This is a genomic window from Sporolactobacillus sp. STSJ-5 (genome assembly GCF_024385605.1).
GTDB lineage: Bacteria > Bacillota > Bacilli > Bacillales > Sporolactobacillaceae > Sporolactobacillus.
Genome location: NZ_JANFOJ010000012.1, coordinates 12,294 through 24,079 on the forward strand (window position 1 = coordinate 12,294; position 11,786 = coordinate 24,079).

The following is an 11,786-nucleotide window of genomic DNA, read 5'->3' on the forward strand; positions in this document are numbered from 1 at the left end:
CCATCAGAGTGAGGCATTCATCGAACATGAAAAGTACATTTTTTAGCAAGCGTATAGGTATTGCACTATTAGTGGCAGCTGCTTTTGTCATCGCGATTTTGGCTGTTTACGGAGAAGTGATCGACTATAAAGCAGCGCAGAGTATTAAATCGGAGCAGGCGGTTGATTCATACTCCTTTCGAAGCAATCGAACAGTTTTGGTGCACTTGAAAAATAGTTATGTTATTCGATTAGATCTCACATCTACGCCGCTTAATGTTACTGTCGGAACGAAAAATGCATTCCGTCGTATTCCAGGCAGCATCTCTAGATACAGCTCCTCTGGGAAAACTTCAGGATATATACTTACATTGACACCAAGTGAATATCAACGTTTTAATAAAGACATGATGAATTATTATGGTTCAATAAACACCTTCCAGCAAAAAAATAATCATTCTGAGTTAGTTTCTGTATCCATCTAACATGAATAGCAGTATGTTTTTTTGCCCACTTGTCCAATCGTATTAAAAAAGTGATCCAGTCTATACCGGATCACTTTTTTAATAGAAAATCTGTAATTTACTCAATTAAAATTTGCGCACGGTCTTAATAACACGACCAATGTTTTCACTGGTTCTGGTAACCGCTTCAGACCCAGATTTTAGTGCTTCTTCTAAACACATGCTACCGGAAACAATGCCGAAAATCGCGGTAAATCCTTTCTCGTACAGTGTGTCAATTTTTTCACCTACATGACCGGCAAGTGCAATGACCGGTTTGTCATGTCTGACTGCCACCTGTGCAACACCAAACGGCGTTTTGCCATATTGCGTTTGATCATCAATACTTCCCTCACCAGTAAACACATAATCAGCATCTGATACATAGTGTTCCAGATGCGTATACTTTATAACCAATTCAATACCCGAAGCGATCGATGCACTGGTAAATGCCAGCATTCCCGCACCTAGCCCACCTGCTGCGCCGCTGCCTGGAACATCAACGATATCTCGATGCACATCACGCTTAATGATCGTCGAATAATGAGCGAGGTTGGCATCGAGCTTTTTTAAGACATCCGGCGTTCCGCCTTTTTGTTTGCCGAAAACATGGGAGGCACCTTGCGGCCCGCAAAGTGGATTCTTCACATCGGATGCAATATCAATTTTCAAATGCTCTATGCGCGGGTCAACTCCTGATTGATCTATTCGAGCCAATCGTGCCAGTGCTCCTCCTCCATAAGGCAATTCTCTTCCTTTATCATCAAGCAACTTCACCCCAAGTGCCTGAGCCATACCCGCACCGCCGTCATTGGTGGCGCTGCCGCCAAGTCCGATAATAATATGACGGATGCCTCTATCCAAGCATGCAAGAATCAGTTCTCCTGTTCCATACGTTGTCGTTACTTCAGGATCCCTTTCTTCCTGCTGAACAAGTTGAATACCGCTTGCGCTCGACATTTCAATGACTGCCGTATCCGGCTGATCTCCTAAAATGCCGATCGAAGCCGTTACAGGCCTGCCCAAGGGACCTGTAACTACCTGATGAATGATTTGCCCACCCGTCGCATCAACAAGCGATTGTGTTGTTCCTTCTCCGCCATCAGCCATCGGAACATGTATATAGCGGGCATTCGGATAAACCTTGCGTAATCCTTTTTCCATAGCCTTGCAAACTTCTTTTGCCGTCATACTTTCTTTGAATGAATCTGGTGCTAGCACAAATGTTGATTTCATCGTTTCCACCTCTTTACAGAATGACACCGTATATAATCGTTGATACAACAACCATCGTTAACCCGACGAGCGCTTCATAAGGAACAAGTGTCAGTCTTTCTTTAATGCTCATCCCCATCGAAGCACGTGTTACGTGGAAATAATTACCTTGAGGAAGCTGATCAATTGTCACAGCTCCGGTCTGCATCATCACAGCGGCTCCCACTGGCGATACACCGAAACTCAGAATTGAGTGTGCAAACGATTGCGTTGCAATAATGACACCTGTAGATGTCGAGGCAACAGCGGCTCCCATCATAATCCCTGAAATGGGGGAAAGCAGAATGCCGGGAATTCCGAAATAGTTCACGCCATTCACAATAACCGTGCTGAGATCCGAAGAGGCGATCAGTCCGGCCAGTGCTCCGGCACCAATTAAGATCATGACTACACCCGTCATTTTCTCGACACCCGAAGAAATATAAGTCATCATGCGGCCTGTTTTTCTCATAGCAATTAAACCGATAATACCCGCAATCGGAAGAATATACATTGCATCAATCTGAAAGCTCTTTAATAGAGCAATGTGAAAAATATCACCAATTGGATTCAGCATTAAAACAATGATGGCCACTGCCGGAGCTACAATGGCTTGTCCAAAACTTGGCAGATGATCATTCGAATCATCTGATTTTTTCTGGGCAGGAGCAACTGCTTTTACACCGCGATGCTTAATGATTGAGGCGATCATGACGGTTGCAATCAAGCCAAAAATGGCAGGAATCAAGCCATGAAGCATGACTTGCGATAAATCAACATGAAATCCTTTAGCGGCCATAATCGTGTTTGCATTAGGAGAAATAATATTGCCCGCCTTGCCCCCGCCGCTGAGCGCCAAAAGCAGACTCAATCTGGTAAAACCTAATTTTTCGCCAACCGCAAGTGCAATCGGAGCAACGATAATTACTGCGACAGGAATAAACACACCGACCGCCGTAATAATCATTGTCGCTAGAGCGAGTGAAAATAAAGCCATACGGTCACTAAAACGATCAACAATCGTCCGTGCGATCCGTTCGGCAGCGCCTGTATCCATCATCACACCGGCTAAAACACCGGCAGCGAGAACACGCACAATCGTACCGGTCACACTAGCCGTACCATTGACAACAAGATTAACCGTTTCTGTAAAATTCGCACCGCCAATCAGGGCACCAATAATGGCCCCTGTAAATAAAGCATAAACCGGATTCAAATGCTTTAATATTAGTAGAATAGCCAAAATTAATCCGATAATAGCTCCTAACCAACTAACTGTCATGAATAAACCCAGCTCTCCAATATAAAATAAAAACAAACATCAATACTATATCACAGATAAGCTCTGTATTATAACAGAAAATTAAATATTACTATTTTCTTAAAACCTTACTATTTTTCGGTGCACGGTTTAGGCAGAGAATTCTTGCCAGCTTTTATCTATGCCTTTCGCTGTGATGAATAAACCTTCAACTGACATTTTTAAGTTTTTTAATTTCTATCTATAAATTCTTTGAGTTCCACTAAAGCTAACTTACCTTTTCTGAAATGTTCCAAAATAATCCCCAATCCTGACATCTAAAATGCCCATGCCCGAATGCACTATACGTTCTTATTGCACAAAAAAAGAACCCTTCATTATCAAGGGTTCTCACGATTTTCTATAATGGCCCTGGCAGGAATCGAACCTGCGACGCACGGTTTAGGAAACCGACGCTCTATCCACTGAGCTACAGAGCCGCAGCTCGCTATTTTTGCGACATAGACTATTATATGAAGAAAACGGATCGATGGCAAGCCCTAAGGCAGGGTAGGAGAGGTTAGCTGCTACACATCAAGACTGTCTCGTGTTCAAATTAATTGCAGATATGACGTTTTTCTAGATTGCTCATACTTATTTAAAGAGACTTGAATCGAGCGCAGCCTTTGGGGCACAAATAAAAGCAGCCCTTTTTTAGAGAGGACTGCTTCCGCATCATCGGTTATGGCCGAAGATCACAGTTTTGTAACGTTTGCTGCCTGAGGTCCGCGGTTGCCTTCAACAATGTCGAAGCTAACTTCTTGACCTTCTTCAAGCGTTTTGAAACCGTCGCCTTCGATTGCAGAATAGTGTACGAATACATCATTTCCGCCATCAACTTCAATGAAACCGTAGCCTTTTTCTGCGTTGAACCATTTTACCTTACCGTTTTGCATGTGTAACTGCCTCCCTAAAACGTTGCGCTGCCCGCGCGTGAACTAAAACCATCCACCAGTTAACAAAAAGCTTGCATATAAAAACAGACCTTTCCAGAAGTAAAAACTACTACACTTCGAGGAAGGGTCTTCATTCTTACATCCAGATCTTATATTAAGTAGTAAAATGGTTTATTACAATATAGCACAATCACCATTATGTGTCAATGAAATCACATTTTTGTAAGCGGATACTACCTTGATGTATCAACATTTTGCTGTCAAGTGCTTCGATCATTAATTTGGTTCTTGCGCTATTCTCATAATCGACCAAATTCGCATTTTTTATACATCGTCAATCGACATTATTCAACTTTTTTCACTTTTTTTTGCACTTTTTAGGTGATACACTTAATAAATCGTATAAGAGAGGACGTCATGAATGATCAACTCCGAAACATCATCGAATAAATTAATATCGGTCGCCGGGATGGTCGGGATCGGTAAAACAACTTTCGCCACTGCTATAGCAAGTCGTTTGGGATATCGTACCTCTTTTGAGAAAGTTGACGGAAACCCCTATCTTGACCTATTTTATAAGGATTTCAAACGTTGGGCATTTCATCTGCAAATCTTCTTTCTCGGGGAACGCTTCAAGGAAACGCAGAAGATCATGACGAGCGCCGACAATTATATTCAAGATCGCTCTATTTATGAAGACACCGGTATTTTTGCGAAAATGCATCATGATAAAGGAACAATGTCTGAAGCAGATTATCAGACTTATACCAGCCTTTTTCAAGCCATGGTGATGACGCCTTATTTCCGCCATCCAGATTTATTAATCTATCTCCACGGTTCATTGGACGCGACCATCGATCGAATTGGCCGACGCGGACGCGGAATGGAAAAAGAAACGCCGCGCAGTTACTGGAAGGAAATGTTTCATCGCTATGAGCAATGGATCAGCCATTTTTCAATCTGCCCGGTACTGAAAATTGATATCGAAGACTACGACATCGTCAATGATCCTAAATCTGCGGATGCAATTGCAGCACATATCCAGGATTTGTTGAAAGATAAAGCAGAGTGCAATGTTTAAAGAAAAACCAAGGTTCGGACGTCTCGTCCAACCCTTAGTTTTTCTTTCCTAGATATCGCTAATTTCTGTTTGTAAAAAAAAAATGAAACGCGCAAGTACGGGTTAAAACCGTATTTGCACGTTTTTTATTTTGTATCTTCGTCTGTGGTATTCTTTTTTTCATCCTGGCTTTTCTTATCTTTGGAAGCCTTTGGTTCGTTGGGATTAAGGGTAATACCAAGATCATCAATCATCTTCGTTAATCTGGCGTCCGTGTTCACTTTCTGATGAAGAGCCATGGCGCACCTCCTGCGATTTTGAGCAAATTAAAATTAGTCTTTTGGCGTGATTTTCTCCACATTTCTCATGTATGGGCGCAACGCTTCCGGTATAATAACACTGCCGTCCTCTTGCTGGTAATTCTCCAGAATTGCAGCAACCGTACGTCCAACTGCCAGACCAGAGCCGTTCAGTGTGTGTACGAATTCAGGCTTTGCTTTCGGCGTACGTCTAAAGCGAATATTCGCACGGCGTGCCTGGAAATCTTCGAAGTTGCTGCAAGAAGAAATTTCACGATATGTGTTCTGACTCGGAATCCATACTTCAAGATCGTATTTCTTCGCCGCCGTGAAACCAAGGTCTCCGGTACAAATTGCGACAACGCGGTAAGGGAGATTGAGCAGACGCAGAACTTCTTCCGCGTGACCTGTCAGCTTCTCCAGTTCATTGTAAGAATCCTCAGGCTTTACAAACCGAACGAGCTCAACCTTGTTAAATTGGTGCTGGCGGATGATTCCGCGTGTATCGCGTCCCGCCGATCCTGCCTCAGAACGGAAGCAGGCGCTGTAGGCAGCAAAGGCAGCCGGAAGCTGATCACCGTTTAAGATCTCATCACGATAATAATTCGTTACAGGTACCTCGGCTGTCGGGATCAAGAAGTAGTCTCGATCATCCGCGATCTTGAACGCATCTTCTTCAAATTTCGGCAGTTGACCGGTACCGGTCATGCTCGTGCGATTGACCATATAAGGCGGCATGATTACTTCATAGCCATGCTGATCCTCGTGCAGATCAAGCATGAAGCTGATCAGTGCGCGTTCCAATCGAACGCCGAGTCCCTTATAAAAGACGAAACGGCTGCCCGTTACTTTTGCGGCACGCTCAAAATCGAGAATACCTAAATTAGTCGCCAGATCCCAGTGCGCCTTTGGTTCATAAGCAAATTTTACAGGATCTCCCCAAAAACGAATGGGTTTGTTGTCATTCTCATCCTCACCTACTGGCACTGTTTCATGTGGAACATTCGGAATCGACAGCATCACTTGTTTCAAATCTTCTTCAACCTGGCTTAGCTTTCCGTCTAGTTCCTTGATGCTGGCACTGACTTCGCGCATCGATACAATCAGTTCCTGTGCGTCTTCCTTCGCCCTTTTTTTTGCAGCAACCTGCGCAGATACTTCATTGCGCTTTGCTTTCAAAACTTCCGTTTGACTGATTAGTTCACGGCGCTTGTCGTCCAATTCAGGAAAACGCTGAAAGTCGGAGAGATCTTCACCCCGCTTATTTAATTTTTCCTTGATTTCATCATAATGATCTCGCAATCGTTTCATATCGAGCATCGTTTTCTGCCTCCTAAAGAAAACCTTGGACCTTGCCAGCCCTTAGTTTTTCTTTTCCTAGATAAAAATAGAAAATCTCGTCCCTTGTAATAAAAGGGACGAGACTTAACCCGCGTTGCCACCCAAATTGCCGACATGCCACATTGCGGTTTGTCGGCCGCTTTAGTCATTGATAACGGTAATGATCCGTGTGATCGGTGCCTTCTCCGATCCAACTCTCAGGGATGGATTCGCATCTGCTCCTTCACCGCTTTCCACCGACTGCGGCTCTCTATTCAAGGAGACAAATGTTACTTTTTCCCGTCATCAAGCGAATAAATTCGACTTACATAAAATCTACACTACTGTTAAAAAAAAAGCAAGCGGTTAATGGTATTCCTCCACCATTCGAACGAAGTAACGATGCATTGCGGGATCATCAGTCAATTCAGGATGAAAGGCACAGGCAAGAAATCTGCCTTGTCGGCATGCCACAATATGGCCTTCACACGTAGCGAGCACGTCCACATTTTCAGCGGCACTTTTGATATAAGGTGCTCGAATAAACACGCCGATATACGTTTCACTAATCCCCTTTATTTCTAAATCCGCTTCAAAGCTGTCGACTTGGCGGCCAAAAGCATTTCGCTTAACATCAATATCCAGTAAAGCCAAATGGGGACCGCGTCTGCCCTCAATTTGCTTCGCCATTAAGATCAAGCCTGCACATGTGCCGAATACAGGTTTCTGTTCAGCAAAATTTTTGACTGCTTCAAATAGATCATAGCGGTCCATGATTCTGCGCATCATTGTACTTTCGCCGCCGGGAAGCACAAGTCCATCCAGGCCGTCCAGGTCGCGGGCATTTTTAACTAGAGCTGTTTCTGCACCTGATACCTCAAGCGAGTGAACATGCTCGCTGACGGCGCCTTGAAGCGCAAGCACGCCAATTTTAACAGACATTGTTCCTCACCTCTCAGATTCCGCGATCCTGCATGCGTTCCGCAGGTTCAAGCTTGCTCATGTCAATGCCCTTCATCGGCGTTCCGAGTCCCTTGGACAGTTCAACAATTCGTTCATAATCCTGGTAGTATGTGGTTGCCTCTACAATTGAACGTGCAAATTTAGCCGGATTTTCCGATTTGAATATACCTGAGCCGACAAACACTCCGTCCGCGCCGAGCTCCATCATCAATGCAGCATCGGCAGGAGTTGCAACACCGCCGGCAGCAAAATTAACAACCGGCAGCCGTCCTGCCTCACGAATTTGCAGAAGTATTTCATAAGGAGCGCCAAGTTCTTTTGCAAACACCATCAATTCGTCCGGAGCCATCGCTACAACTTTACGTACTTGACTGTTCACGAGACGCATATGGCGCACGGCTTCAACAATGTTTCCGGTTCCTGGTTCGCCCTTTGTCCGCAACATAGCCGCACCTTCACCAATTCTGCGTGCTGCTTCGCCCAAATCGCGGCATCCGCAAACAAACGGGACGGTAAATGCCTTTTTATCTATATGAAAAACATCATCTGCCGGAGTAAGCACTTCACTTTCATCGATATAATCGACTTTCATTGCTTCAAGAACACGTGCTTCCACGATATGACCGATTCTTGCTTTCGCCATAACCGGAATGGAAACTGCATTCTGAACCTGTTCTACAATTGTGGGATCAGCCATCCGGGCAACGCCACCCGCCTTGCGGATATCAGAAGGAACCCGCTCCAATGCCATTACCGCTGTTGCACCGGCTTCCTCCGCAATTTTCGCTTGCTCAGCATTGACCACGTCCATGATCACGCCGCCTTTTTGCATTTCAGCCATTCCGCGCTTTACGCGCTCCGTACCTTTCTGTACCACCATAATCCCTCCAGTTGTTTCTTTGTAAAAGTTATGTTTCTTCAATTATTTATAGTGTACAATAAAACCCAGTAAATAAATATGTATAAAAGGTAATTGGTTCATTTTTCTTTTTTTATTATATACATGTGCGAGGAAAGAGAGTAATTTTTTTCGCTGTATCAACCAAATTATATCGCGACTCACTAGTCGTTTCTTAGAAAATTTTCATTTATGATTAGCAAAAAAAAGCCGGGACTTTCTCCCGACTTTTTTACGACTACCTATAATTCTATTTTAATTTAATCAGCTCTCTCAAAAGAGTCCTGCAATCCATGAAAAAATGGATGAAAAGAAGCTGCCAATTCCTTTTAACATACGAACAAACCAGTTGTTTCGATCAACTTGTTCCGCCGCAATGACCGGAACCTTGCTGTTTGTATTGTAGAGATAACCATAGTGTGTATCTCCTTTATGAGAAAGTGTTACATAACCGACTTTCTCGCCTTTCTTCACCGGAGCCTCCAAGGAACCGTCCTTGTTCAGCTTTGATTTATCCAATACGACTTTGAAGTTAGTGGCAACCTTTTCGCCACTTGCAACAGCTGTTTTATAGGAATCACCAAACGCAACATTCACTTCGCCTTTTTTACCGTTGTGAACAGGCACTGTCTTACTGCCTTTAATGAGTTGGCCCTTCTTAGCAATTGTTTTATCAGTAAATTGCTGGTAGCCGTAGTCAAAGAGTGCACGCGTCTGTTCAAAACGCTGAGCATCTGAATTCGTACCCATCACAACACTGATCAGGCGATGGCCGTTGCGGTTAACTGTTCCGGTGAAACAATAGCCGGCAAGATCGGTATGCCCCGTCTTCAGGCCGTCAACACCGTCATATTTAAATTTACTCATATTCGCGCCGAATCCCGGAAGCATATAATTCCAGTTCACCATTTGAATTGGAGCATCCACTCCGGCAGTAAAATTCTTTAGTGGAATCTTGGATATTTCAAGCGCATCAGGATAATCTTTAATCACATGATAGGCCAGTTTGGCAAGATCCAAAGCAGAGAGTTGATTGCTTGCTTTGCTGTCGCCATACGGAGCAAACTTGCCTAAATCCTCATTTTCAAGACCAGAACTATTAATATAGTGGGCACTGGTCATGCCGAATTTCTTCGCCGTTTTATTCATGAGATCTACGAAATTTTTTTCTGTTCCGCCGACTTTTTCCGCAAGAGCAATTGTCGCTCCGTTTGCTGAATAGATTGCCATCGCTTCGTATAATTCTCTAACCGTATACTCATAGTCTTTTTTAAGCGGCACATTGGAGTAAGCACGGTTCTGAGAAATCTGGTAGACATAATCGCTGATCGATACTTTCGTATTCCAGGTCAGTTTCTTCGAATGAAGTGCCTGCATGACCAAGTATTCGGTCATCATTTTCGTCATACTGGCTGGTGGATAAACTTTGCTTGCATCCTTCTCATAAAGAATCTGACCGCTGTTATAATCCACGAGAATCGCTGACTTGGCTTTTAACCCAAGCGGATCTGATGCCGCCTCGGCCTTTGAAGCAAACTGCCCTTGAAAGGTCAGCGTCAAAGCAAGTACAAATGCTAGGCTTGCCGCCGCAAAGCGACCTAGCTTTTTTCTGAAATTCAACCCCTACACCCCCGAAAGTATTCATGCGAAATCAATCAGCGCAAGCATAGAAAACCGAGGCGATACATGCCGTCTCGACTTTTCTTTACTACGTATCTCTTTTTCTAAATAATTGATAATAGACGGTTATGCAGTCCGCCCGTCTGCAAAGCAATGGTCGTTAACATATCAGTACGGAAGCACAATCTATAATTATTTAATAGAATAGTTCGGTGCTTCTTTGGTTATCTGAACGTCATGCGGATGACTTTCAAGTAATCCTGCATTAGTAATTCTTGTAAAACGCGCATTTTCTCTCAATGCTTGTAAATTCGCTGCGCCACAATACCCCATTCCTGAACGCAAACCGCCGATCAACTGATAAATCGAGTCGGCCAGCCGGCCTTTGTAAGGAACACGTCCTTCAATACCTTCCGGAACTAATTTCTTTGCATTCTCCTGGAAATAGCGATCCTTGCTGCCGTGTTCCATCGCACTTACCGAACCCATGCCGCGATAAACCTTGAACTGTCTTCCTTGATAAATTTCTTTTTCTCCCGGAGTTTCGTCTACACCGGCAAGAAGTCCGCCAAGCATAACGGCACTGCCGCCCGCTGCCAAGGCTTTAACAATATCTCCTGAATATTTAATTCCACCGTCAGCGATAATCGCCACACCGTGTTTATCTGCTTCGTTTGCACAGTCATAAACTGCTGTGATTTGCGGAACACCAACGCCTGCTACGACACGGGTCGTACAAATGGATCCCGGTCCAATCCCCACTTTAACAACATCTACACCAGCATCAATCAATGCTTTTGTGCCTTCTGCCGTTGCCACGTTTCCTGCGATCAGGCTGACCTTTGGAAATTTAGTACGAATGCCGGCAACCTTTTGCAGTACGCCTTTAGAATGCCCGTGCGCCGTGTCAATCACGATGGCATCAGCACCGGCATCAACGAGTTTTTCAACGCGCAGCAATGCATCAGCCGTCACTCCGACTGCGGCAGCCACAAGTAACCTTCCGTGTTCGTCTTTTGCCGAACTTGGAAATTCAACAACTTTTTCAATATCCTTCGTTGTGATTAATCCTTTAAGCACGCCGTTATTATCCACAAGCGGTAATTTTTCAATCCTGTTCTTGTTCAGAATTTCTTCGGCTTCTTTTAAGCTCGTGCCGACCGGCGCCGTAACCAAGTTGTCCTTAGTCATCATATCGCCGATCTTCGCTGAGTAGTCCTTGACAAAGCGCATATCACGGTTCGTCAAAATACCTACAAGATGCTGATCTGCTGTATTGTCAACAATCGGAACACCGGAGATCCGGTATTTATTCATCAAATGCTCCGCATCAAAAATCTGGTTTTCCGGAGTTAAGAAAAACGGATTGGTAATGACGCCACTTTCAGAGCGTTTCACCTTGTCGACTTGTTCTGCTTGTTCTTCAATCGACATATTTTTATGAATAACACCCATGCCGCCTTGCCTAGCCATTGCAATAGCCATTGCTGCTTCAGTGACTGTGTCCATACCTGCGCTGATAATCGGTATGTTCAGATTCAGTGTACGAGTCAGTGCCGTTTGAACGGAAACATCTCTTGGCAAAACCTCAGAAGCTGCCGGAACAAGCAATACATCATCAAAGGTCAATGACTCTTTTACAAACTTATCTTCTCTCATCAATGTTAGATTACCCCCATAGTATGGTTGTCTTA

At 44.1% G+C, this 11,786-nt stretch carries 11 protein-coding genes, 1 tRNA gene and 1 other annotated feature; of the genes, 2 read left to right on the plus strand and 10 right to left on the minus strand.

The window, feature by feature from the left end; translation table 11 throughout:
• The first annotated feature begins 26 nt into the window (after nt 1–26).
• Nucleotides 27–464, plus strand: a complete 438-nt coding sequence (locus NOM01_RS11720) for a hypothetical protein (protein ID WP_255748666.1) — start codon at nt 27–29, stop codon at nt 462–464.
• A 105-nt stretch (nt 465–569) separates the two neighbouring features.
• On the opposite strand, the gene NOM01_RS11725 is transcribed toward NOM01_RS11720, so the two are convergent.
• The 4 genes from NOM01_RS11725 to cspD form a co-directional block, all read right to left on the minus strand.
• Nucleotides 570–1,718, minus strand: a complete 1,149-nt coding sequence (locus NOM01_RS11725) for a glycerate kinase (RefSeq protein WP_255748667.1) — start codon at nt 1,716–1,718, stop codon at nt 570–572.
• Between the two features lie 13 nt (nt 1,719–1,731).
• Nucleotides 1,732–3,018: a GntP family permease gene (locus tag NOM01_RS11730; protein ID WP_255748668.1), complete on the minus strand. Its 1,287-nt coding sequence runs from the start codon at nt 3,016–3,018 to the stop codon at nt 1,732–1,734.
• A 385-nt stretch (nt 3,019–3,403) separates the two neighbouring features.
• A tRNA-Arg gene (locus NOM01_RS11735) sits at nt 3,404–3,476 on the minus strand.
• Nucleotides 3,477–3,731: 255 nt separating this feature from the next.
• Nucleotides 3,732–3,932 carry a cold-shock protein CspD gene (gene cspD, locus NOM01_RS11740; protein WP_253061756.1) on the minus strand — a complete coding sequence of 67 codons (201 nt, stop codon included), beginning with the start codon at nt 3,930–3,932 and terminating at the stop codon, nt 3,732–3,734.
• A 421-nt stretch (nt 3,933–4,353) separates the two neighbouring features.
• Here cspD and NOM01_RS11745 point away from each other — a divergent pair, with 421 nt between their 5' ends.
• Complete coding sequence (locus NOM01_RS11745) at nt 4,354–5,013, plus strand: deoxynucleoside kinase (RefSeq protein ID WP_255748669.1); 660 nt, start codon at nt 4,354–4,356, stop codon at nt 5,011–5,013.
• Between the two features lie 125 nt (nt 5,014–5,138).
• Here NOM01_RS11745 and NOM01_RS11750 read toward each other — a convergent pair whose 3' ends face one another.
• The 6 genes from NOM01_RS11750 to guaB form a co-directional block, all read right to left on the minus strand.
• The gene (locus NOM01_RS11750; RefSeq protein ID WP_255748670.1) at nt 5,139–5,291 is read right to left on the minus strand and encodes a hypothetical protein; all 153 of its coding nucleotides are present in this window, start codon (nt 5,289–5,291) and stop codon (nt 5,139–5,141) included.
• A 33-nt stretch (nt 5,292–5,324) separates the two neighbouring features.
• Entirely contained in the window at nt 5,325–6,611 is a 1,287-nt protein-coding gene (gene serS / locus NOM01_RS11755) for a serine--tRNA ligase (RefSeq protein WP_255748671.1), read from the minus strand.
• A 91-nt stretch (nt 6,612–6,702) separates the two neighbouring features.
• Nucleotides 6,703–6,927: a binding site (T-box leader), on the minus strand.
• Between the two features lie 50 nt (nt 6,928–6,977).
• Complete coding sequence (pdxT, locus tag NOM01_RS11760) at nt 6,978–7,553, minus strand: pyridoxal 5'-phosphate synthase glutaminase subunit PdxT (protein ID WP_255748673.1); 576 nt, start codon at nt 7,551–7,553, stop codon at nt 6,978–6,980.
• Between the two features lie 13 nt (nt 7,554–7,566).
• The gene (pdxS, locus tag NOM01_RS11765) at nt 7,567–8,451 is read right to left on the minus strand and encodes a pyridoxal 5'-phosphate synthase lyase subunit PdxS (protein ID WP_255748674.1); all 885 of its coding nucleotides are present in this window, start codon (nt 8,449–8,451) and stop codon (nt 7,567–7,569) included.
• A 294-nt stretch (nt 8,452–8,745) separates the two neighbouring features.
• Nucleotides 8,746–10,092 carry a serine hydrolase gene (locus tag NOM01_RS11770; RefSeq protein WP_255748675.1) on the minus strand — a complete coding sequence of 449 codons (1,347 nt, stop codon included), beginning with the start codon at nt 10,090–10,092 and terminating at the stop codon, nt 8,746–8,748.
• 192 nt (nt 10,093–10,284) lie between these two features.
• A complete protein-coding gene (gene guaB, locus NOM01_RS11775; RefSeq protein WP_255748676.1) occupies nt 10,285–11,751 on the minus strand; it encodes an IMP dehydrogenase in 1,467 nt (488 codons plus the stop codon).
• Nucleotides 11,752–11,786 lie beyond the last annotated feature (35 nt).

What these genes read in the sequence shown, in the direction of transcription:
- NOM01_RS11725 (WP_255748667.1), bottom strand. Translation starts at nt 1,718, where the DNA reads ATGAAATCAACATTTGTGCTAGCACCAGATTCATTCAAAGAAAGTATG.
- guaB (WP_255748676.1), bottom strand. Translation starts at nt 11,751, where the DNA reads ATGAGAGAAGATAAGTTTGTAAAAGAGTCATTGACCTTTGATGATGTA.
- pdxT (WP_255748673.1), bottom strand. Translation starts at nt 7,553, where the DNA reads ATGTCTGTTAAAATTGGCGTGCTTGCGCTTCAAGGCGCCGTCAGCGAG.
- NOM01_RS11720 (WP_255748666.1), top strand. Translation starts at nt 27, where the DNA reads ATGAAAAGTACATTTTTTAGCAAGCGTATAGGTATTGCACTATTAGTG.
- serS (WP_255748671.1), bottom strand. Translation starts at nt 6,611, where the DNA reads ATGCTCGATATGAAACGATTGCGAGATCATTATGATGAAATCAAGGAA.
- NOM01_RS11750 (WP_255748670.1), bottom strand. Translation starts at nt 5,291, where the DNA reads ATGGCTCTTCATCAGAAAGTGAACACGGACGCCAGATTAACGAAGATG.
- NOM01_RS11745 (WP_255748669.1), top strand. Translation starts at nt 4,354, where the DNA reads ATGATCAACTCCGAAACATCATCGAATAAATTAATATCGGTCGCCGGG.
- cspD (WP_253061756.1), bottom strand. Translation starts at nt 3,932, where the DNA reads ATGCAAAACGGTAAGGTAAAATGGTTCAACGCAGAAAAAGGCTACGGT.
- NOM01_RS11730 (WP_255748668.1), bottom strand. Translation starts at nt 3,018, where the DNA reads ATGACAGTTAGTTGGTTAGGAGCTATTATCGGATTAATTTTGGCTATT.